This is a genomic window from Amnibacterium sp., assembly GCF_036559085.1.
In the GTDB taxonomy this organism is placed as follows: Bacteria; Actinomycetota; Actinomycetes; order Actinomycetales; family Microbacteriaceae; genus Amnibacterium.
Map to the genome: position 1 here is coordinate 56,425 of NZ_DATBTU010000044.1, position 21,945 is coordinate 78,369.

The 21,945-nt window shown below is 72.5% G+C and carries 19 protein-coding genes and 1 pseudogene; 15 read left to right on the plus strand and 5 right to left on the minus strand.

All coding sequences use genetic code 11. The features are described 5' to 3' along the window. Nucleotides 1-5: 5 nt before the first annotated feature. Entirely contained in the window at nt 6-2,297 is a 2,292-nt protein-coding gene (locus VIG76_RS07950; protein ID WP_331952880.1) for an ATP-dependent helicase, read from the plus strand. Between the two features lie 5 nt (nt 2,298-2,302). Then, a pseudogene (locus VIG76_RS07955) lies at nt 2,303-2,548 on the plus strand (GNAT family N-acetyltransferase); the annotation flags it as partial. 351 nt (nt 2,549-2,899) lie between these two features. Here VIG76_RS07955 and VIG76_RS07960 read toward each other — a convergent pair. Continuing rightward, a complete protein-coding gene (locus VIG76_RS07960) occupies nt 2,900-3,415 on the minus strand; it encodes a MarR family winged helix-turn-helix transcriptional regulator (protein ID WP_331952882.1) in 516 nt (171 codons plus the stop codon). A 121-nt stretch (nt 3,416-3,536) separates the two neighbouring features. Between VIG76_RS07960 and sucC the strand changes: the two genes are divergently transcribed. The 7 genes from sucC to VIG76_RS07995 all read left to right on the plus strand — a co-directional run bounded on the left by sucC (nt 3,537) and on the right by VIG76_RS07995 (nt 12,954). After that, a complete protein-coding gene (gene sucC, locus VIG76_RS07965; protein ID WP_331952884.1) occupies nt 3,537-4,700 on the plus strand; it encodes an ADP-forming succinate--CoA ligase subunit beta in 1,164 nt (387 codons plus the stop codon). Nucleotides 4,701-4,714: 14 nt separating this feature from the next. Then, nucleotides 4,715-5,599, plus strand: a complete 885-nt coding sequence (gene sucD / locus VIG76_RS07970) for a succinate--CoA ligase subunit alpha (protein WP_331952886.1) — start codon at nt 4,715-4,717, stop codon at nt 5,597-5,599. A gap of 118 nt (nt 5,600-5,717) precedes the next feature. Continuing rightward, nucleotides 5,718-6,833: a cell division protein PerM gene (locus VIG76_RS07975; RefSeq protein ID WP_331952888.1), complete on the plus strand. Its 1,116-nt coding sequence runs from the start codon at nt 5,718-5,720 to the stop codon at nt 6,831-6,833. A gap of 9 nt (nt 6,834-6,842) precedes the next feature. Beyond that, nucleotides 6,843-7,433: a phosphoribosylglycinamide formyltransferase gene (gene purN / locus VIG76_RS07980; protein WP_331952890.1), complete on the plus strand. Its 591-nt coding sequence runs from the start codon at nt 6,843-6,845 to the stop codon at nt 7,431-7,433. After that, on the plus strand, nt 7,430-9,004 hold the full coding sequence (purH, locus tag VIG76_RS07985) for a bifunctional phosphoribosylaminoimidazolecarboxamide formyltransferase/IMP cyclohydrolase (RefSeq protein ID WP_331952892.1): 1,575 nt from the start codon (nt 7,430-7,432) through the stop codon (nt 9,002-9,004). The genes purN and purH overlap by 4 nt, the downstream gene beginning before the upstream one ends. Before the next feature lie 366 nt (nt 9,005-9,370). Next, a complete protein-coding gene (locus tag VIG76_RS07990; protein WP_331953005.1) occupies nt 9,371-11,122 on the plus strand; it encodes an ABC transporter ATP-binding protein in 1,752 nt (583 codons plus the stop codon). Further along, nucleotides 11,119-12,954 (plus strand): ABC transporter ATP-binding protein, encoded by a 1,836-nt coding sequence (locus VIG76_RS07995; protein WP_331952894.1) that lies wholly within the window; start codon nt 11,119-11,121, stop codon nt 12,952-12,954. The genes VIG76_RS07990 and VIG76_RS07995 overlap by 4 nt, the downstream gene beginning before the upstream one ends. Nucleotides 12,955-13,051: 97 nt before the next feature. Here VIG76_RS07995 and VIG76_RS08000 read toward each other — a convergent pair whose 3' ends face one another. Beyond that, a complete protein-coding gene (locus VIG76_RS08000; protein ID WP_331952896.1) occupies nt 13,052-13,381 on the minus strand; it encodes an MGMT family protein in 330 nt (109 codons plus the stop codon). Beyond that, complete coding sequence (locus VIG76_RS08005) at nt 13,381-13,836, minus strand: GNAT family N-acetyltransferase (protein ID WP_331952898.1); 456 nt, start codon at nt 13,834-13,836, stop codon at nt 13,381-13,383. Before VIG76_RS08005 ends, VIG76_RS08000 begins: the two co-directional genes overlap by 1 nt. Nucleotides 13,837-13,982: 146 nt before the next feature. Here VIG76_RS08005 and VIG76_RS08010 point away from each other — a divergent pair, with 146 nt between their 5' ends. Further along, a complete protein-coding gene (locus VIG76_RS08010) occupies nt 13,983-15,197 on the plus strand; it encodes an NADP-dependent isocitrate dehydrogenase (protein ID WP_331952900.1) in 1,215 nt (404 codons plus the stop codon). A 70-nt stretch (nt 15,198-15,267) separates the two neighbouring features. Here VIG76_RS08010 and VIG76_RS08015 read toward each other — a convergent pair whose 3' ends face one another. Beyond that, nucleotides 15,268-15,726, minus strand: coding sequence for an Hsp20/alpha crystallin family protein (locus VIG76_RS08015; RefSeq protein ID WP_331952902.1), 459 nt, complete (start codon nt 15,724-15,726; stop codon nt 15,268-15,270). Nucleotides 15,727-15,934: 208 nt separating this feature from the next. Here VIG76_RS08015 and VIG76_RS08020 point away from each other — a divergent pair, with 208 nt between their 5' ends. Then, entirely contained in the window at nt 15,935-16,264 is a 330-nt protein-coding gene (locus tag VIG76_RS08020; RefSeq protein ID WP_331952904.1) for a DUF7882 family protein, read from the plus strand. After that, nucleotides 16,261-16,608 carry a hypothetical protein gene (locus VIG76_RS08025; protein ID WP_331952906.1) on the plus strand — a complete coding sequence of 116 codons (348 nt, stop codon included), beginning with the start codon at nt 16,261-16,263 and terminating at the stop codon, nt 16,606-16,608. Before VIG76_RS08020 ends, VIG76_RS08025 begins: the two co-directional genes overlap by 4 nt. Before the next feature lie 3 nt (nt 16,609-16,611). Here VIG76_RS08025 and purU read toward each other — a convergent pair whose 3' ends face one another. Further along, nucleotides 16,612-17,466, minus strand: coding sequence for a formyltetrahydrofolate deformylase (gene purU / locus VIG76_RS08030; RefSeq protein WP_331952908.1), 855 nt, complete (start codon nt 17,464-17,466; stop codon nt 16,612-16,614). A 168-nt stretch (nt 17,467-17,634) separates the two neighbouring features. Here purU and VIG76_RS08035 point away from each other — a divergent pair, with 168 nt between their 5' ends. Genes VIG76_RS08035 through VIG76_RS08045 form a run of 3 tightly spaced genes read left to right on the plus strand, consistent with a single transcriptional unit; the run spans nt 17,635 to nt 21,919 of the window. Next, nucleotides 17,635-18,543: an AAA family ATPase gene (locus VIG76_RS08035; protein ID WP_414640621.1), complete on the plus strand. Its 909-nt coding sequence runs from the start codon at nt 17,635-17,637 to the stop codon at nt 18,541-18,543. Continuing rightward, complete coding sequence (locus VIG76_RS08040) at nt 18,544-19,701, plus strand: DUF58 domain-containing protein (RefSeq protein ID WP_331952910.1); 1,158 nt, start codon at nt 18,544-18,546, stop codon at nt 19,699-19,701. It begins immediately after the preceding gene. Next, nucleotides 19,694-21,919 (plus strand): transglutaminase TgpA family protein, encoded by a 2,226-nt coding sequence (locus VIG76_RS08045; RefSeq protein WP_331952912.1) that lies wholly within the window; start codon nt 19,694-19,696, stop codon nt 21,917-21,919. The genes VIG76_RS08040 and VIG76_RS08045 overlap by 8 nt, the downstream gene beginning before the upstream one ends. Nucleotides 21,920-21,945 lie beyond the last annotated feature (26 nt).

The window sequence follows — 21,945 nt, forward strand, 5'->3', positions numbered from 1 at the left end:
CTCCCATGGCGCAGCTCGTCGAAACCTCCTCGGCGCTGCTCGAGGGGCTGAACCCGCAGCAGCGTGAGGCGGTGCTCCACCGCGGGCCGGCGCTGCTCATCGTCGCGGGCGCCGGATCGGGCAAGACCCGGGTGCTCACCCACCGCATCGCGAGCCTGCTCGAGTCGCGGGAGGCGTGGCCGAGCCAGATCCTCGCGATCACCTTCACGAACAAGGCCGCCGGGGAGATGCGCGAGCGCGTCCGTGCGCTCGTGGGGCAGCAGAGCTCGGACGGCATGTGGATCTCCACGTTCCACTCCGCGTGCGTGCGGATCCTGCGGCGCGAGGCCGAGATCTTCGGCTACGCCCGCGGCTTCACGATCTACGACTCCGGCGACAGCCGGGCACTCATCAAGCGGATCATCAAGGAGCTCGAGGCCGACGTGCTCGGCTTCTCCGTCGCGAACGTCGCCGCGAAGATCTCGAAGCTGAAGAACGAGCTCGTCGACGTCGACACCTTCGCCCGGCAGGCGAACCTGTCGGATCCGCAGGAGGCGACGTTCCTCGAGATCTTCCGGCAGTACACCCGCACGCTCACCGCCGCCAACGCGTTCGACTTCGACGACCTGATCGCCCAGACCGTCTACCTGTTCCGGGCGTTCCCGCACATCGCGGAGCTCTACCAGCGGCGGTTCCGGCACATCATGGTCGACGAGTACCAGGACACGAACCACGCCCAGTACTCCCTGATCCGTGAGCTCACCCGGCCGGCCGGCGCCCTGCCGCCCGCCTCGCTCACCGTCGTCGGCGACTCGGACCAGTCGATCTACGCGTTCCGCGGCGCGGACATCCGCAACATCGTCGAGTTCGAGCACGACTACCCCGAGGCCAAGGTCGTGCTGCTCGAGCAGAACTACCGGTCGACGCAGACGATCCTCGACGCCGCGAACGCGGTGATCTCGAACAACTTCGATCGCAAGCCGAAGAACCTCTTCACCGTCGACGGCGCCGGCTCGAAGATCGTCGGCTTCACCGGGTACTCGGGCCACGACGAGGCGCAGTTCGTCGCCGACGAGATCGAGCAGCTGCATCGGGAAGGGATGGAGTACCGCGACATCGCGGTCTTCTACAGGACCAACGCCCAGACCAGAGCGCTGGAGGAGATCCTCATCCGCTCGGCCGTGCCGTACCGGATCCTCGGCGGCACGAAGTTCTACGAGCGCGCCGAGATCAAGGACGCGATGGCGTATCTGATCGCCGTCGCGAACCCGGCGGACTCGCTCGCGGTGCGTCGCATCCTGAACACCCCGAAGCGCGGAATCGGTCCGGCCACCGAGACGCAGCTGGCCGCGTACGCCGAGCGCAACGGCATGGTCTTCCGCGAGGCGTTGCGCCACGCGGGCGCGCTCGGTCTCGGGCCGAAGGTGACGAAGGCGATCACCGACCTGTCCGACCTGCTCGACGAGGCGACCGTGCTCACCGTGCCGCCGGAGGAGGGGATGGCGCCGATCCCGGTGTTCGACGTGCTCGCGCTGCTGCTGAAGCGCAGCGGCTACGTCGACGTCCTGCGGGCCAGCCGCGACCCGCAGGACGAGGCCCGCGTCGAGAACATCGAGGAGCTCCTGGCCGTCACGAAGGAGTTCCAGCGGAACAACCCCGACGGGCTGCTGATCGACTTCCTCACCGAGGTGGCGCTCGTCGCCGCCGCGGACGAGCTCGACGACTCGAGCGGCACCGTGTCGCTGATGACCCTGCACACCGCGAAGGGGCTCGAGTTCCGCGCCGTGTTCCTCACCGGCGTCGAGGAGGACCTGCTCCCGCACCGCATGTCGGCGAACGAGCCGGGCGGCCCCGCGGAGGAGCGCCGGCTGTTCTACGTCGGCATCACCCGAGCCCGCGAGAAGCTCCACCTGTCGCTCGCCATGACGCGGTCCCAGTACGGCGAGACCTCGGTGTCGTCCCCGAGCCGGTTCCTCGCCGAGATCCCCGGTGAGCTGATCGAGTGGCGGCAGTCGCCCGGAATGACGGGCCCGGGTGGCACGCGCGTCGCCGGCAGCCTCGCCTGGTCGGGGCGCAGCGGCGGCGACGAGGCACCGGCGAAGCCGAAGACCGAGTGGACCAACCGGGTCAGCGGCAAGGTGCGCGACAACGGGGAGCTCGAGCTCTCCGTCGGCGACCGCATCCGGCACGACGACTTCGGCGAGGGCCGCGTGCAGGCGGTCACCGGCGTCGCGGCGAAGCGCATCGCCGAGGTGCTCTTCGACACGGCGGGGCGCAAGCGGCTGCTGATCAAGGTCGCGCCGATCACGAAGCTCTGACCCGAGTGGACCGCATCCGGCCGTTCCGCGACGAGGACACCGAGCCCGTCGTCGACCTGTGGCGCCGGTGCGGACTCACCCGCCCGTGGAACGACCCGTACCGCGACATCGAGCGGAAGCTCGCCGTCCAGCCCGAGCTGTTCCTCGTCACCGAGCGCGGCAGCGTGGCCGTCGCGACGGCGATGGCGGGGTACGACGGGCACCGCGGCTGGGTCTACTACGTCGCGGTCGAGCCGTCCCTGCAGGGCTCCGGCATCGGGCGCGCGCTGCTCGACGAGGTCGAGCGGCGGCTGCTCGCGCTCGGCGGGCCCCACGAGCCGGTTCCGCCGCGACGCGGACGCGGCGTGGCGGCCGTGCGAGAGGGAACCGAAGGTGAACGTGCAGATCCGGGGTGGCAACGAGCCGGTCGCGGCGTTCTACCGGCGCCTCGGCTAGGCGGAGGACGGCGCGACGGGCTTCGGCAAGCGCCTCATCCCCGACGCCTGACCGCCCCGCGGCGCGGCGCGTGGCGCGCGGCCCACGGGCGGTTTCGGGCGCGGATGGGTGTCATCGGACGCCCGGAACGCCCGAAGTGGCCCGCCCCGCGGGGCGGGCAGGGGGCGTCAGCCGATGCGGGGGCGCAGCACGCGCTGCGGGGACGCCGGCTTCGTCGCGGCGACCGGGGCGACGGGAGCCCCGGGGGCGGCGATCTCGTCGGGCTCCACGCCCGCGGTGCGCAGCAGCGCCTCGCGCTCGTCGCTCGAGAGGTGGTCGACGAGGAGGGCGCGCACGGCCGTGACGTGCGCGGATCCGGCGAGCTCGAACTTCTGCTGCCCGAGCCGGGTCATCGTGACCGCGTGGATGCGGCCGGCCTTGTGGCGCTCGATGAGCTCACGGTGCTCCATGCGGGTGAGCTGATGCGAGAGGCGGCTCTTGTCCCAGCCGAGCTGCGCGGCGAGCTCGTTCTGGCGCAGCTGCCGGCTCGGCGCCTCGAGCAGGCACGACAGCACGTCGAACTCGGAGGTGGAGAGGTCGGCCGCCGCCCGGATCTCCGACTCGACGACGCCCTGCGCGAGGTCGGTGAGGCGCTGGATGAACCGCCACGTCGACGCCTCGCCCTGGGTGAGCTCCTCCGCCATGAGGGAACTGTATTGGCCCGAAGGTTGACGCGGCAACGCACCTCACCCGACCCGGGGGAGGGCATCAGGAGCCCGGGGGTAGGCTCTTCGCCGGTTCGGATCCGGATGGAGGACCTGCACGGTGGATCTCTTCGAGTACCAGGCGCGCGACCTGTTCGAGCACTACGGCGTGCCCGTGCTCGCGGGCATCGTCGCGGACACCCCCGAGGAGGTGCGCGCGGCCGCTGAGCGGCTCGGCGGCACCGTCGTCGTCAAGGCGCAGGTGAAGACCGGGGGCCGCGGCAAGGCCGGTGGCGTGAAGGTCGCCCGCTCCGCCGACGAGGCGGAGGCCGCCGCGAAGTCGATCCTCGGCCTCGACATCAAGGGCCACGTCGTGAAGCGGGTCATGGTCGCCGCCGGCGCCCGCATCGACCGCGAGTTCTACATCTCGATCCTGCTCGACCGGGCGAACCGCTCCTACCTCTCCCTCGCCTCCTACGAGGGCGGGATGGAGATCGAGGAGCTCGCCGTCGAGCGTCCCGAAGCCCTCGCGCGCGTCGAGGTCGACCCGATCGAAGGCGTCACGACCGAGAAGGCCGAGGCCATCGCCCGTGCGGCCCGGTTCCCCGAGGAGCTGATCGGCAAGGTCGCGCCGGTGTTCGAGCGCCTCTGGCAGGTCTACCGCGACGAGGACGCCACCCTGGTCGAGGTGAACCCGCTCGTGCTCACCGAGTCGGGCGAGGTCATCGCCCTCGACGGCAAGGTGACCCTCGACGACAACGCCGCGTTCCGGCACCCCGAGCACGCGGCCCTCGCGGACGCGGGCGACGTCGACCCGCTCGAGGCGAAGGCCAAGGAGCACGACCTCAACTACGTGAAGCTCGACGGCCAGGTCGGCGTGATCGGCAACGGCGCCGGTCTCGTCATGTCGACGCTCGACGTCGTCTCCTACGCGGGCGAGCGGCACGGCGGCGTGAAGCCGGCGAACTTCCTCGACATCGGCGGCGGCGCCTCGGCCGAGGTGATGGCCGCCGGCCTCGACGTGATCCTGAACGACCCGCAGGTCAAGAGCGTGTTCGTGAACGTCTTCGGCGGCATCACCGCCTGCGACGCGGTCGCGAACGGCATCGTCGGCGCGCTGGCGACCCTCGGCGCCGAGGCCGACAAGCCGCTCGTCGTGCGGCTCGACGGCAACAACGTCGAGGAGGGGCGCCGCATCCTCGCGGAGGCGGCGCATCCGCTCGTCACCGTCGTCGACACCATGGACGCAGCGGCCGAGAAGGCCGCCGAGCTGGCTGCGGCCTGAGGGGACGAGGACCCATGTCGATCCTGATCGGGACGGACACCAAGATCATCGTCCAGGGGCTCACCGGCTCCGAGGGCACCAAGCACGCCACTCGGATGCTCGCCTCCGGCGCGCAGGTCGTCGGCGGCGTGAACCCGCGAAAGGCCGGCTCCACCGTCGAGATCGGCGGCACGACGCTGCCGATCTTCGGCACGGTCGCCGAGGCGATGGCCGAGACCGGCGCCGACACCAGCGTCGTCTTCGTGCCGCCCGCCTTCGCGAAGGCCGCCGTCGTCGAGGCCGTCGAGGCGGGGATCCCGCTCTGCGTCGTGATCACCGAGGGCATCCCGGTGAAGGACTCCGCCGAGTTCTGGGCGCTCGCGAAGTCGAAGGGCGGCGCGACCCGGATCATCGGCCCGAACTGCCCCGGCGTGATCAGCCCCGGCAAGTCGAACGCCGGCATCATCCCGGCGACGATCGCCGGCCCCGGCCCGATCGGCCTCGTGTCCAAGTCCGGCACCCTGACCTACCAGATGATGTTCGAGCTCGCCGACATCGGCATCTCGACCGCCATCGGCATCGGCGGCGACCCGATCATCGGCACGACGCACATCGACGCGCTCGCCGCGTTCGAGGCCGACCCCGAGACCAAGGCGATCGTGATGATCGGCGAGATCGGCGGCGACGCCGAGGAGCGGGCCGCGGAGTTCATCCGCGAGCACGTCACGAAGCCGGTCGTCGCGTACGTGGCCGGGTTCACCGCGCCCGAGGGCAAGACGATGGGCCACGCGGGCGCCATCGTCTCCGGCTCCGCGGGCACCGCGCAGGCGAAGAAGGAGGCCCTCGAGGCCGCCGGCGTCAAGGTCGGCCTCACGCCGAGCGAGACCGCCGCGCTGATGCGCGAGGTGTTCGCGGCCTGACGCCTCCCCGGCGCTGCGCTTCCGCCTGGCCACCCGGCTCCTCTAGTCTCCCCGGATCGACATCGACACCCTCCCCGACGCCGCCGATCGCGTCCGCGGCCGCTGGTCGGCGCCGCTCGTGGGCGCCGTGGACGCGGCGCTCGCGGTCGCGATCCCCGTCGGCGTGCTCGTGCTCGCGGGGCTGCTGGCGTGGGCCGGCCTCGGCGCGACCGGCGCGTGGACCGTGTTCCTCACCGCCGCAGCCGACGTCTGGTTCCTCGGGCACGGGGTCGACGTGGCGGTGGCGACCACGCCGCCGTTCACGGTCACGTTGGCGCTGCTCGGCCCCGCCCTCGTGACGGTGCTCGCCGGCGTCCGTGCCGGCCGCCGCGCGGGACGCACCGCCGTGCCGGGCCTCGCGATCGCCGCCGGGCTGCTGGTCGTGCTCGCCGCCTCCGTCCTGCTGCTGCTCGCCTCCGCAGCCGACGGCGCCGGTCCGGATGCGCCGCAGGCGCTGCTCCTGCCCCTGCTCGTCTACGGGGTGGCGGCGCTCGCGGGGCTGCTGCCGGGTCGCCGCCCGGCGCGGCGGGGGCCCGTCGCCGCGGGGCTCCGCGGCGGGGTCGGTGCCGCAGCAGCCGTGCTCGCCGCCGGGGGCGTCGCCGTCGCGGTGCTGCTCGCGCTGCACCTGCCCGCCGTGGTCGGCCTCTACGAGTCGTCGTCGGCGGGGATCGCGGGCGGCCTCGCGCTCACGGTGCTCCAGATCGCGCTGCTGCCCACGGTGGTGGTCTGGGCGGCCGCCTGGTTCACGGGCGCCGGGTTCGCCCTCGGCGCCGGCTCGTCCGTCGGGCCGCTGGGCACGGCCGTGGGACCGCTGCCCTCGCTCCCGCTGCTCGGCGCGCTCCCGCAGCAGGTCGGCGGCTTCGGCCTCGCCGGGGTGCTCGTGCCCGTGCTCGCCGGCTTCGCCGTGGGGATCGCCCTGAAGCTGCGGGGTGACGCCGGCCCGGGGGCAGGCCGGCTGGTCGGCGCGGCCCTCGCGACCGGCGCGACCGCGGGCGTGGTGCTCGGCCTCCTCGCCCTCGCGGCATCCGGCGCGATCGGTCCCGGCCGCTTGGCCGAGGTGGGTCCGGATGCGCTGCAGGTCGCCTGGCGCGCCGCCGTCGAGGTCGGGCTGGGTGCGCTGATCGGCGCGGCGGTCGTCCGGACCCGCACGATGGCCGAGCCGGCACGTCCGATGGCGGCGGAGATGCCCCGATAGTCTTCCCGGGTGCTCGCGGTCGTCGTCCTGATCTCGGGCAGCGGCACCAACCTTCGGGCGCTGCTCGAGCGCTGCTCGGACCCGGCCTTCCCCGTCCGGGTGCTCGCCGTCGGCGCCGACCGCGACGCGACCGGCATCGTGCACGCCGAGGAGTACGGCATCCCGTCCTTCCTCGTGCCCTACACGGCCTACCCGTCCCGCGAGGCGTGGGGTGACGCGCTGCTCGCCCAGCTCGCGCAGTGGCGGCCCGACGTCGTGGTGCTCTCGGGCCTGATGCGCCTGCTGCCGCCGAAGGTCGTCGACGCGCTCGCGCCCCGGCTGATCAACACGCACCCCGCCTACCTGCCGGAGTTCCCCGGCGCTCACGCGGTGCGCGACGCGCTCGCCGCCGGGGTCGCCGAGACGGGGGCCAGCGTGATCGTGGTCGACCGGGGCGTCGACAGCGGGCCGATCCTCGCGCAGGAGCGCGTGCGGATCGAGCCGGGGGACACCGAGGCCGCGCTGCACGACCGGATCAAGCCCGTCGAGCGGCGGCTGCTCGCCGAGGTGCTCGAGGGCGTGGCGACCGGACGGATCGAGTTGAAGGAGAAGGTGGCATGAGCCAGCAGCGGGACCGCGTCCGGATCACGAGGGCGCTGCTCTCGGTCAGCGACAAGCGGGGCCTCGTCGAGCTCGGCAGGGCGCTCGCGGATGCGGGCGTCGTGCTCGTCTCCACCGGCTCCACCGCGGCGACGCTCGTGGGCGCCGGCCTCCCCGTCACCGAGGTGGCCGAGGTCACCGGGTTCCCGGAGAGCCTCGACGGGCGGGTCAAGACGCTGCACCCGGCGATCCACGCCGGCCTGCTCGCCGACCTGAACCGCCCCGAGCACGCCGAGCAGCTCGCCGACCTCGGCATCGCGCCGTTCGAGCTGGTCGTCTCCAGCCTCTACCCCTTCGAGCGCACCGTCGCCTCGGGCGCGGCCGACGCCGCCGTGATCGAGCAGATCGACATCGGCGGCCCCGCCCTCGTGCGCGCCGCGGCGAAGAACCACGCGAACGTCGCGGTCGTCACCTCCGTCGCCCAGTACGACGGAATCGTCGCCGCGCTCGGCGCCGGCGGCACCACGCTCGCGGAGCGCCGGACACTGGCCGCAGCGGCGTTCGGCCGCATCGCCGACTACGACCTCGCGATCGCGAACTGGTTCGCCCGGCCGGCCGAAGCCGGCGAGGCGAAGGACGAGCAGGCCGTCGAGGGCGACTACCGGTTCACCGTCACCCCGCTGCGCTACGGCGAGAACGCCCACCAGTCCGCCTCGCTCTGGCGCGACCCGGCCGGGCGCGGGCTCGCGCAGGCCCAGCAGCTGCACGGCCGGGAGATGAGCTACAACAACTACGTCGACGCGGATGCCGCCGTGCGGGCCGTGCTCGACTTCGACGAGCCGGCGGTGGCCGTCGTGAAGCACGCGAACCCCTGCGGGATCGCCGTCGCCCCGCCGCGCGCTCCGGATCCGATCGCGGCAGCGCACCGGCGGGCGAACGACTGCGACCCGGTCTCCGCGTTCGGCGGGGTGATCGCGGCGAACCGGACCGTCACGCTCGGGATGGCCGAGGCGGTCGCGCAGATCTTCACCGAGGTGATCGTGGCGCCCGGCTTCGAGCCCGAGGCGCTCCAGGTGCTGTCGGCGAAGAAGAACATCCGCATCCTGAAGCTGCCCGCCGGCTTCGCGTTGCCGACGACGGAGTTCCGGCAGGTGTCCGGCGGCGTGCTCGTGCAGGAGCCCGACCGGTTCACGGCCCTCGACCCCTCGACGTGGCGGCAGGTCACCGGCGCCCCGGTCGATCCGGCGACGCTCGCGGACCTCGTCTTCGCCTGGAAGGCGTGCCGGTCGGTGAAGTCGAACGCGATCCTGCTCGCCGACAACGGCGCCGCCGTCGGCATCGGCATGGGCCAGGTGAACCGGGTCGACTCCTGCCACCTCGCCGTCACCCGCGCAGGGCAGCGGGCGGCCGGCTCGGTCGCCGCCTCCGACGCCTACTTCCCGTTCGCGGACGGCGCGCAGGTGCTGCTCGACGCCGGGGTGCGGGCGATCGTGCAGCCCGGCGGATCGGTGCGCGACGCCGAGGTGATCGCCGCCGTCGAGGCCGCCGGCGTCGCCATGCTCCTCACCGGGGAGCGGCACTTCTTCCACTGAGCAGGAATGCTGAGCGGTTCCCCCGGGTTCTGGCCGGTGCGCTCGGCGGTCTCATAGACTGCAAGGCTCCCTCGGCACGACCGCTCGGGGGTGCCGGCCGGCCGCACCGGTCGCGAGGGGTAGGAGGCCGCCATGAACCCGATTCTCGTTTCCGGGTACGCCGTCCCCGCCCGGCCGGTCCGCCTCGCCTGACGGCGCCCCGGACCGACCCCCTCTCCGCGCCGACCGGCGCCGCCCCACCCGCGCCGACGACGGCGCATCCCGTCGAACGGACGCACGGAACCGTGCGCGCCGATACGAAGGACTGCTGTGACTCGAACCGCGAAACCGGCCAAGCCGGCGCGCGCCCCATCCCTCATCACCGCGATGCGCAAGCTGATGCCGTTCGCCCGCCCGGCGATCCCGAACGTGCTCATCGCCATGGTCATGGCGCTCGCCGCCTCGATCGTCTCGCTCGCCATCCCGCAGGTGCTGCAGCGCCTCGTCGACGGCCCGCTCAGCACGGGCGACCCGTCGGCGGTGCCCGGCGCGGTCGCCCTGGTGGCCGTGCTCGGCGCGGTCGAGGCCGGCCTCTACGCCCTGCGCCGCACCTACATCATCGGTCCCGCGACCGGGGTCGAGACCCGGATGCGCCGCGCGCTCTACGCGAAGCTGCAGGACCTGCCGGTCGCCTTCCACGACCGCTGGCCGAGCGGCCAGCTGCTGTCCCGCTCGATGAGCGACCTCAGCCTCATCCGCCGGTTCATCGCCTTCGGCGTCGTCTACCTCGTCGTCAACGTGATCACGATCGGCATCGGCGTCGTCGTGCTGCTGGTCCTGAACCCGCTGCTCGCGGTCATCTTCACGGTCTGCTCGATCCCGCTGTGGATCAACGGCTTCCGCTTCGAGCAGCGCTACAACGTGGTCGCCCGGCGCAGCCAGGACCAGGCCGGCGACCTCGCCACCCTCGTCGAGGAGTCGGTGCACGGCATCCGCGTGCTGAAGGCGTTCGGTCGCGGCCGCACCGCCCTCGAGCAGTTCGCGAACCGCGCCGAGGAGCTGCGCGGCACCGAGATCGAGAAGTCCAGGGCCGTCGCCGGAATCTGGCTCTGGCTGCTGCTCGTGCCCGACGTCGCGTTCGCCCTCTGCCTGCTCGCCGGGGTGTGGCAGGCCAGCCTCGGCAACATGACCGTCGGCGCCCTCGTGGCGTTCTTCGCCACGGCCACCGTGCTGCGTTTCCCGCTCGAGTCGATCGGCTTCCTGCTGTCGATGCTGTTCGACACCCGAGCGGCGGTCGACCGCCTCTCCGAGGTGTTCGACAGCGAGAACACGGTGCACGACCCCGAGCACCCGAAGCACCTGACGGAGGCGCGGGGCCGGCTCACGTTCGAGGGCGTGCGTTTCGGCTACCCGGACACGGGCCCGGATGCGCGGCCGCTGCTCGACGGTGTCGATCTCGCGATCGAGCCCGGCGAGACGATGGCGCTCGTCGGCCTCACCGGTTCCGGCAAGACCACCATGGTCGAGCTCGCCGGCCGCCTCTACGACGTCACCGGCGGCGCCGTGAAGCTCGACGGCGTCGACATCCGCGACCTCACCCGGCAGGAGCTCCGCACCCACATCGCGATGGCCTTCGAGGATGCGACCCTCTTCTCCGCGAGCGTGCGCGACAACGTGCTGCTCGGACGCCCGGACGCCGGGGAGGAGGCGCTGGTCGAGGCCCTCGAGATCGCGCAGGCCTCGTTCGTGTACGACCTCCCCGAGGGGCTCGACACGAGGATCGGCGAGGAGGGGCTCAGCCTCTCCGGCGGCCAGCGGCAGCGGCTCGCGCTCGCGCGCGCCGTCGCGGCGAACCCCGCGGTGCTCGTGCTCGACGACCCGCTGTCGGCGCTCGACGTCGACACCGAGGCGCTCGTCGAGGCCGCGCTGCGGCGTGTGCTCACCCGCACGACCGCGCTGATCGTGGCCCACCGGCCCTCGACCGTGCAGCTCGCGGACCGGGTCGCCCTGATCGAGGAGGGGCGGATCCTCGACGTCGGCACCCACACCGAGCTGCTCGCCCGCAGCGACCGCTACCGGTTCGTGATCTCCAGCTTCGACGAACGCCCGCAGCCCGACCGGGCGGAGGTGCGCGCATGACCGCCGTGATCGGTGTCCAGGGGGAGGAACGCGGCGCGGACCTCACCGTGGCGGAGCGCAAGCAGCTCCGCCGGCGCTCGGTGCGGCTGCTCGGCAGCCTGATGCGGCCGCTGCGCGGGCGCCTCGTCTGGACGATGGGGCTCGTCATCGTGAGCACGGCGCTGCAGGCCCTCGGGCCCGCGGTGATCGCGTGGGGCATCGACACCGGCCTGCCCGCGCTCGAGAAGGGGATGGCGCTGCCGCTGCTCGGCTCCGTCGCCCTGTACCTCGTCGCCGGCGTGCTCGCAGGCACCCTGATCGCCGCCTACACGATCCAGACCGCCCAGGTCGCCCAGGCGATCCTCATCGACCTGCGCAAGCGGGTGTTCCTGCAGACGCAGCGGCTGAGCCTCGAGTTCCACGAGGCCTACACGTCGGGCCGGATCATCTCGCGCCAGACGAGCGACCTCGACTCCATCCGGGAGCTGCTCGACGGCGGCGTGAACGAGCTCGTGATGAGCGTGCTCTACATGCTGTTCACCGCGGTCGGCCTCGTGCTCGTCGACCCGACGAGCGGCCTCGTGCTCGTCTGCTCGTTCCTGCCCCTCGCGCTGCTGCTGCGCTGGTTCCAGCGCCGGTCGGAGGCGGTCTTCCGTGAGTCCCGCGTCGCGTCGGCGAAGCTGATCGTGCACTTCGTCGAGACGATGACGGGCATGCGGGCCGTGCAGGCCTTCCGGAAGGAGGCCCGCAACAACGACGAGTACGGCGAGCTGGCCGAGAACTACCGGCGCATCAACGCCCGCTCCATCCGCCTGTTCGCGGTGCTCGACCCCGGCCTGACCCTCATCGGCAACCTCACGGTCGCGGTCGTGCTGCTCATCGGCGGCTTCCGGGTCGCCTCCGGCGGCATGGCGATCGGCGTCCTGCTGGCCGTGGTGCTCTACGCGCGGCGATTCTTCGACCCGATGGAGGACCTCGCCACGTTCTACAACTCCTACCAGTCGGCGGCGGCCGCCCTGGAGAAGGTGTCGGGCGTGCTCGAGGAGCGGCCCTCGGTGCCCGAGCCGGTCTCGCCCGTGCCGCTGCCGCGGCCGGCGCGGGAGCCCGGCACGGCCGGGCCGGGGTCGGTGCGGTTCGAGCACGTGCGCTTCCAGTACAAGGAGGGGCGGGAGGTGCTGCCCCTGTTCGACCTCGACGTGCCGGCGGGGCAGACCATCGCGCTCGTCGGCTCGACCGGTGCCGGCAAGTCCACGCTCGCGAAGCTCATCGCCCGCTTCTACGACCCGTCCGCGGGCCGGATCACGCTGGACGGCGTCGACCTGCGCGACCTCGCGGGCAACGACCTGCACCGCGCGATCGTCATGGTGACGCAGGAGGCGTACCTCTTCTCCGGAACGGTCGCCGACAACATCGCGCTCGGCAAGCCGGGCGCCTCGCGGGCGGAGATCGTCGCGGCTGCCGAGGCGGTGGGCGCGGACTCCTTCATCCGGAGCCTGCCCGGCGGCTACGACACCGACGTGAACAAGCGCGGCGGCCGCGTCTCGGCGGGGCAGCGCCAGCTGATCTCGTTCGCGCGGGCGTTCCTCGCCGACCCCGAGGTGCTGATCCTCGACGAGGCGACCGCGTCGCTCGACATCCCGAGCGAGCGGCTCGTGCAGGAGGCTCTGCAGACGCTGCTCGCCGACCGGACCGCGCTGATCATCGCCCACCGGCTCTCGACCGTCGCGATCGCCGACCGGGTGCTGGTCATGGAGCACGGCCGGATCGTCGAGGACGGGCCGCCTGCCGAGCTGATCGCCGGCACCGGCCGCTTCGCCACCCTGCACGCCGCCTGGCGCGACAGCCTGGTCTGACCGGCCCGACGATCTTGACTGTTGCCACTTTTTGCGACCTTGGGCGCCCCAAGGTCGCAAGAAGTGGCAACCGTCAGGGTTCAGAACGTGGCGACCGTCAGGGGTCGGGGTGGGTCCAGAGGGCGCGCGGCAGGTCGATGCGGTAGCCCGCGGGGGAGTCCGACGGGAGCAGGGGCGTGCCCTCCGCGTCGTAGTGCGCGCGGGCCTCGGCCTCGAGGCCGGACGGCGGATGGCCGCCGGCCTTCACGACGCGCCACCACGGCAGGCCGGAGCCGTGGTACCGCATGACCATGCCGACCGCCCGCGCGCCGGCGCGCCCGAAGGTCCACGCGACGTCGCCGTACGTCATGACGCGGCCGGCGGGGATCCGCGCGACCACCTCGAGCACCGCCTCGGTGTAGTCCCCGGAGCGTTCGAAGACGGCCATCAGGCCAAGGCCATGGCTCCGATGACCTCACCGAACTGGGTCTCCCCGATGGGCTCGAAGCCGAGGTGCAGGAAGAACTCCTCCGGCCCCTCCTCGCCGCGCTCCCAGATGACGGTGAGCCGCGTGAAGCCGCGCTTGCGCGCCTCGTCCGCCAGGCCGTGGATCGCGAAGCGCCCCACGCCGTGCCCCTGCGCGCTCGCCTTCACGTTGATCGACCAGACGCAGCAGCGGAACTCCTCGCGGGGCTCGTCGGGATCGAGGTTGCCCTTGATGAACCCGACGACCTCCTTGCCCTCGAGCACGACCCGCGGCCACGAGGCCGCCTGGTTCAGGGTGCGTTCGGCCTCGGCGAGCGAGACGGGCGTCGCGTAGGCCTCCTGCCCCGGCTTCAGGGTCAGGGAGTTCGCCGCGACGATGTTGGTCGCGTTCAGCGCTTCGAGTCGGAGCGTCGGCATGCGCACAGGCTAGTGGGGCCTCCGACGGGTCGCGATGCCCCGTTCCACCCATCAGAGGAATGCGCATCGGCGCCTCGATACGATGGCGGGCGGTCCACCCAGACTCGTTCGACGGGCGGACGTACGAGAACCGAGGAGAGAACAGCGTGGAGAAGATCAAGGTCGAGGGCACGGTCGTCGAGCTCGACGGCGACGAGATGACGCGGATCATCTGGCAGTCGATCAAGGACACGCTGATCCACCCCTATCTCGATGTGAACCTCGAGTACTACGACCTCGGCATCGAGAAGCGCGACGAGACCGACGACCAGATCACGATCGACGCCGCGAACGCGATCAAGAAGCACGGCGTCGGCGTGAAGTGCGCCACGATCACGCCGGATGAGGCGCGCGTCGAGGAGTTCGGCCTGAAGAAGATGTGGCGGAGCCCGAACGGCACCATCCGCAACATCCTCGGCGGCGTCATCTTCCGCGAGCCCATCGTCATCTCGAACATCCCGCGCCTCGTTCCCGGCTGGAACAAGCCGATCGTCATCGGCCGTCATGCGTTCGGCGACCAGTACCGCGCCACCGACTTCGTGTTCGAGGGCAAGGGCACGCTCACCATCAGCTTCCAGCCCGAGGGCGGCGGCGAGGCCCAGTCCTTCGAGGTCTTCCACTCGCCGGGCGGCGGCGTCGCGATGGCGATGTACAACCTCGACAGCTCGATCCGCGACTTCGCCCGCGCGAGCTTCAACTACGGGCTCGACCGCAACTACCCCGTCTACCTGTCGACGAAGAACACGATCCTGAAGGCCTACGACGGCCGCTTCAAGGACCTGTTCCAGGAGATCTTCGACGCGGAGTACAAGGACCGCTTCGAGGCCGCCGGCCTCACCTACGAGCACCGCCTCATCGACGACATGGTCGCCTCCTCCCTCAAGTGGGAGGGCGGCTACGTCTGGGCCTGCAAGAACTACGACGGCGACGTGCAGTCCGACACGGTGGCCCAGGGCTTCGGTTCCCTCGGACTCATGACGAGCGTGCTGACCACGCCGGACGGGAAGATCGTCGAGGCGGAGGCCGCCCACGGCACCGTGACCCGGCACTACCGCCAGCACCAGCAGGGCAAGCCCACCTCGACCAATCCGATCGCGTCGATCTACGCGTGGACCCGCGGGCTCAACCACCGCGGTGTGCTGGACGGCAACCAGGCGCTCATCGACTTCGCCGCCACGCTCGAGGACGTCGTCGTGAAGACCGTCGAGGCCGGGGCGATGACGAAGGACCTCGCCCTGCTCGTCGGGCCCGACCAGGCCTGGCAGACCACGGAGGAGTTCCTGGCGACCATCACCGAGAACCTGAAGCAGCGCCTCGGCTGATCCCTGCTGGTTGTGCGAAGGGCGGGTGCCTCCGAGAAGGAGGCACCCGCCCTTCGCGTTCCGCCGGGCGTCAGGCCGAGATGGCCGACTGCTCCGGCTGCTCCATGGTCATCTGCTGGGCGTCTCCGCCGGACGCGGTCGTGACGGGGACCCGCCGCGGCTTCGCGCGCTCGCTCACCGGGATCGTGACGAGCAGCACGCCGTTCTCGTACGAGGCGGTGATCCGCTCGGTGTCGACCCCCTGGCCGACGTTCAGCTGACGGAGGAACGAGCCGCTCTGCCGCTCGCGGGCGAGCCACTTGACGCCCTCGGTGTTGCGCAGCGTTCGCTCGGCGCGGATGGTGAGCAGCTGCCCGTCGACGTCGATGTCGACCGAGCCCGGGTCGATGCCCGGGAGGTCGGCGGCCAGCACGTAGTGGTCGCCGTCGCGGTACAGATCCATCGGCATGAGACGCGGCCCCTGACGGGTGTCGAGGAGTGCCGAGGCCATGCGGTCCAGCTCACGGAACGGGTCGTAGGTCGTCGCCATGGTGTGCTCCTTGTCTCTCGAGGCGGACGAGGTGTTCCGGCGTTCCGCCGGTGACTTGAGTGTATGACGCTCAAGTCTCGAATGGAAGTGGTGGCCCCTTACTTCCTGAGCGAGTTCTCAGGGCTCCCGGGGACCTCCCGAACAGCGGTGGGCTGATGCGTTAGGTTCCCTTCCACCTGACACCCTCCACCGATCGGACCTCCTCCAGATGGGCGCACTGATCTACGGCACCAACGCCCCGATCCCCGTCGACGACCGTGCCCTCGTGCACCTGCAGCTCGTCATCTACTCGAAGCTGCGCGCCCAGGAGTCGTTCGCGTTCAACTGGAAGGACGAGCCGGGCGTCGGCGACGGCCACGGCTCGATCTGGATCTCGCCCGGCGTGCCCATCGTGTTCAAGTACGCGGGCAGCCGTGACCCTGCGGTGAACCGCGAGTGGCTGCGGGTGCTGCGGGAGAGCGCGAACCAGCCCTCCGGCCTGCGCCTCATCCCCGAGCCCCCCGCCGCTGCCGGCCGACCGGACCAAGGGGGAGCGTGAAGCACATCGCCTACACGGACACGGTGATCGACACGGACGGGCGTCTCGCCGATCTCGTGCTCGAGTACGCGAAGGTGCTCGCGCGCACGAACTCCGCCGACACGATCAGCATCCCGTACCGGGCGGAGTCCGGCGCCGTGGAGCGGATCACGATGCTCGTCGGGCCGGCCAGCCAGCTGACGGCCTGGGGCGAGGACGACGGCGACGGCCTCGGCGACCTGGCGGACGCGGCCGCCGCGGACCTGAAGCGCCGCATCCGCGAGCGCACGCCCGGCTTCGTGCCGACCGAGCCGCTCGCCGGTGCCGGCGCGATCGACGACTTCGACGAGTACGACGCCGGCTGATCCTCAGCGGAAGATGATGGTGCGGCGGCCGTCCTGCAGCACCCGGTGCTCCGCGAACCACTGCACGGCCCGCGTGAGCGTGCGGCTCTCCTCGTCCTGACCGATCGCGATGAGCTCGCGCACCGACGACGAGTGGTCGACGCGCACCACGTTCTGCTCGATGATCGGCCCCTCGTCGAGGTCGCTCGTGACGAAGTGCGCCGTCGCGCCGATCAGCTTCACGCCACGGGCGTGGGCCTGCTTGTAGGGGTTCGCGCCCTTGAACCCCGGCAGGAAGGAGTGGTGGATGTTGATCGCCCGGCCCGCCAGCCGCTCGCAGAGCCCGGGGGAGAGGATCTGCATGAACCGCGCGAGCACCACGAGCTCGATGTCGTGCTCGTCGAGCGCGGCGACGATGCGCTGCTCGAAGGCCGCCTTCGACTGCGGCGATCCGATCGCGTGCGACTCGAAGGGCACCGAGTAGAACCGCGCGAGCCCCTCGAGCACGTCGTGGTTGCCGAGCACGAGCGGCACCTCGACGGCGAGGTCGCCGGAGCGCTGCCGGAACAGCAGGTCGTTCAGGCAATGCGCCGCTGTGGAGACGAGCACGAGGGTGCGCAGGGGACGGCCGACGACGTCGAGCCCCCACTCCGCGTCGAACCGCACCCCGACCGGCGCGAGGACGGCGGCGAACCGCTCGCGGGAGACCGACGCCTGGACCTGCATCCGGATGAAGAAGCGGCCGGTGTCCGCGCTGGAGAACTGCTGGCTCTCGGTGATGTTGCCGCCGGCGGCCACGATCGCCCCGCTCACCGCGTGCACGATCCCGGGACGATCGGCGCAGGACAGGGTCAGCACCCAGTGCGTCCGCTCGGTCACGGCGCTCACTGTATCCACAGCGGTTCACCCACTTCGGCGCAGCCGCATCACCGGGGTCGTTTATGGTGAACGGACCGCTTCTCCCGGAGGCTGACCATCGACCGAACCGCCCTCGACGCCGAGACCTCGGCGGACGTCCGTCCCGCCGCCGACCGCATCGTGACCGCCGTGTCCACCGTCATCGACGGCAAGGACGACGTCATCCGTGCGGCGCTCGCCGTCATGCTCGCGGGCGGCCACCTCCTGATCGAGGACGTGCCCGGCGTCGGCAAGACCGTGCTCGCGAAGGCCCTGGCGAAGGTCACGGCCGGCAGCGTCAGCCGCATCCAGTTCACGCCCGACCTGCTGCCCTCCGACGTCACGGGCGTCTCGGTCTTCGACCAGAACCTCGGGAGGTTCGAGTTCAAGCCGGGCGCGGTCTTCGCGAACGTCGTGATCGGCGACGAGATCAACCGCGCCTCGCCGAAGACCCAGTCCGCGTTGCTCGAGTGCATGGAGGAGGGCCAGGTCACCGTCGACGGCCAGACCTGGCCGCTGCCCGTGCCGTTCACGGTCGTCGCGACGCAGAACCCGGTCGACATGGAGGGCACGTACGTGCTCCCCGAGGCGCAGCGCGACCGTTTCATGGCGCGCATCTCCATGGGCTACCCCGACAAGGAGGCGGAGCGCTCGATGCTGCGCTCCCACGACCGGGTCGAGCCCATGGACGAGCTCGAGCCGGTGCTCGCGCCCGGCGAGCTCGCCTCCCTGGCGCGCGCCGTGCGCACCGTGTTCGTCTCGCACGCCGTCGAGACCTACGTGCTGGAGATCGTCGCGGCCACCCGCACGCATCCCGAGGTGCGCCTCGGGGCGAGCCCGCGCGCCAGCCTGCAGCTCGTGCGGGCCGCGAAGGCCGCGGCGCTGCTCGACGGCCGCGACTTCGTGCTGCCCGACGACGTCGAGGCGCTCGCCGGGACGGTGCTCGCGCACCGGCTGGTGCTGCGCCGCGCGGGCATCGACGCCCGCGACGGCCAGACCGAGGCGGCGAGGCGCATCATCGACCGGGTGGTGAAGGCGACGCCCGTCCCGCTGCAGTAGATGGCGCGCCAGCTGCCTCCGGTCCGGGTCACCCGGCGGGGCTGGGCGATGCTCGGCTGCGCCTTCGCCGGCCTCGTGGTCGCCTACGCGTCGGGCTGGCCGGCCCTGCTCGCGGTCGCCCTCTTCCTCGCCGCCCTCGTCGGCGCCGGGGTGCTCGCGGTCGTGCTCGTTCCGACGCGCGCCACGGCCGAGCGCCGGCTCGCTCCCGAGGTCACCGAGCCGGGGCGTCCGGTGACGGTGCGGCTCACGATCGCCGGGCACGCCGCAGCCGGCGCCGAGTGGCGCGACGAGACCACCCGGCGGCTCGAGGTCCTCGGCTCGGCGAAGGGCCGGCTGCCGCGCCTGGGCGCCGATCTCGCCGCCGTCGAGGTCGAGTACGAGGTCGTCGCCCGCCGTCGCGGCCGCGTCCCGGTCGGGCCCCTGGTCGTGGAGCGGACGGATCCGCTGGGCGTCGCCTCCGCGAAGCGCAGGTCGGGCGAGGCCGCCGTGCTGACGGTGCTGCCCCTCGTGCACGAGGTGCGGCCGCCCGTCGCCGCGACGCGCGTGGACCTCGACCCCGACGCCGCCGCCGTCTTCGGCCTCGCGGGTGAGCAGCGCGACATCATCGCCCGCGAGTACCGGGCCGGCGACCCGCTGCGCCAGGTCGACTGGCGGTCCACCGCGCACCGCGGCGAGCTGATGGTGCGGTCCGAGGCCGCCGCCGCGTCGGTGTCCACGGCGCTCGCCTTCGACGTGCGCGAGGGCGTGTGGCGCGACGAGCGATCGTTCGAGTGGGGCGTCGAGGCGGCCGCGTCCCTGCTCGCGGCGGTCGGCCGGCGCAGCTCCGCCGTGCGGTTCGTGCACGACCCGCGGACGCCCGTCGTGACCGACGGCGAGCGCGCGCTGCTGGCGCTCGCCACCATCACCCGCACCGAGGACGGGCCGTCCCCCGCGCAGCTGGTGCGGCGCATCCGCGGGCAGGACGTGCAGGTGCTGCACCTGCTCACCGGTGTCGGCGCGCTCCGCGAGCTGGGGCAGCTGCCGCCCCTCGGCCAGGGTGCCGTCGGGATCGTCTCCCTCGTCGGCGACCCGCTCGAGCCGGTGCCCGCGACGCGCGGCTGGCACATCCACGTGCTGGACCCCATGCGGCCGGTCGAGGAGGCGTGGGCTCATGCGTGAGGTGCGGGGCGACGGCGTCCTCTCCGCCGCCGGCGCGGCCGCCGTGCTGGTGGCGGCGCTGTCGTTCCTGCCGATCGTGCAGGGCACGGACTGGTGGTGGGCCGCGGTGATCTTCACGGTCGCCGCGACCGCGGTGAGCGCCTGGGCGCGCAGCCTCGGTGCGCCGACCGCTGCCGGCGCCCTGCTCGGCCTGACGACGATGCCGCTGCTCGCGACCGCCCTCGACGGGCAGGGCCGCGGGGTGCTGCTGCTGTTCCCGACGGCGGCGTCGTCGCGCTCGGTCCTGCAGGTCCTGAACGACGCGTGGGTGCAGATCTACGCCGACACCGTCCCCGCGGAGCCGTCGCCCGGCATCGTGCTGCTCGTCGCGGTCGGTGCCGCCACCGCCGCCGTGCTCGTCGACGCCGTCGCGGTGGGGCTCGGCGCGCCGCTGCCGGCGATGCTCGTGGTGCTCGCGCTCGCGATCGTGCCGGGCAAGGCGCTGCACACCGGCACGAGCGGATGGCTGCTCGCGGGGGTCGCGGTGGCCGTGCTGCTCGTCGTCGCCGCCGACCGCCGCCGTCGCGGCTCGGCGCCGCGGGTCGTGGGGCTCGTCACCGGCGGGGCAGCGGCGCTGGTGCTCGCCCTGCTCGCGCAGGTGGTGCTGCCGGCGCCGTTCGTCACCGACGCGCAGGGCCTCCCGCTGCAGCCGCTCTTCGGGTCGGGGGCGGATCCGCTCATCCGCCTCGGCGACAACCTGCGCCGCGGCCCGGAGGTGCCGGTGCTCACCTACTCGACGACCTCGACCGACGACGTCTACCTGCGCCTCGCCGTGCTGGAGAACTTCACCGGCGCCACCTGGTCGCCCAACGAGGCGGACCGCTACGGCGTCGGGGTGAACGACCACGCGCCGACGGCCCCGGGGCTCGCGGACGACAGCGGACCGACGGTCACCACCCGGATCACCGCGGCGAGCGATGACGCCATCGGCCAGCGCCTGCCGCTGACCTACCCGGCTGCGCAGGTGGACGGCGTGTTCGGCTTCGACTGGGACTCCCGCGGACTGACCCTCGTGCGCCGCGACAGCACGAGCACCGTCGGCAGCTACTCGGTGCGGAGCCTCGCGGTCGACACCAGCGCCGCCCGCCTGAAGAACGCGACGACCTCGCTGCCCGCCGCCGACCGCGGCTCGATCGAGGTGCCCGGCTCCGTGCCGGCGATCATCCGCACGACCGCGTCGGGCTGGACCAAGGGCGCGACCACCCCGTACGAGATCGCGCTGGCGATCCAGAACCACCTCCGCAGCGCACCGTTCGCCTACGACGAGCAGACGCCGGTGCAGCAGGGCTACGACGGCGACGGCCTCGGCGTCATCGCGAAGTTCCTCGCGGTGAAGTCCGGCTACTGCGTGCACTACGCCTCCACCATGGCCGTGATGGCCAGGCTCGAGGGGATCCCGGCGCGCGTCGTCGTGGGCTACCAGCCCGGGACGCGGAGCATCGTGAACGGGCACACCGTCTACACGGTGACGAGCAATGACCTGCACGCCTGGCCCGAGCTCTACTTCGACGGGTTCGGCTGGCTGCGCTTCGAGCCGACCCCCGGCCGTGGCGCCCTGGCGACCTACGCGCCGCAGCCGGGCGCCTCCCAGGCGTCGGACGCGGCGCCGAACAAGGCCGACCGGGTCACCGCCACCCCGAGCGCCGTCCCGAGCGCGACAGCGAGCGCGGCCGCCGGCGGCGGTTCGGGCGGCAAGGGTGGATCGGCGCTCCCCGGCGTGCTGCGGAGCCTCGGCATCGGCCTGCTCGTCGTCGCCGTGCTGCTGCTGCCTGCCGGCCTGCGCCGGTCCGTGCGGCGGCGGCGCATCGCCCGCCTGTCCCGGGGCGCCCCCGCCGAGGTGGGCTGGCAGGAGGTGCTCGACACGGCGACGGACCTCGCGGCCGCGCCGAAGACCGGGCTCAGCCTCCGCGCCGCGGAGGCCGCGCTCCGCCGGACGCTCGGCGCCTCGCCGGCCGCCGCCGCGGCGCTCGGCCGCATCCGCGCCGCGTACGAGCGGCAGGCCTACGGCGGCCGCGACCAGCAGGTGGCCGCGGACGACGTCATGGCGGTGATCACCGCCATGGGGAGCGCGGCGACGTTGCCGGCCCGGTTGCGTGCCGGCCTCGTCCCGCGGTCGCTGCTCGGGGTCCTGCCGCGGGCGCGGATCCGTCCGCTGCGGGCCGTCGTCTCCCGCCCGTAGGCTTGACGCACCGCACACCGAGGAGC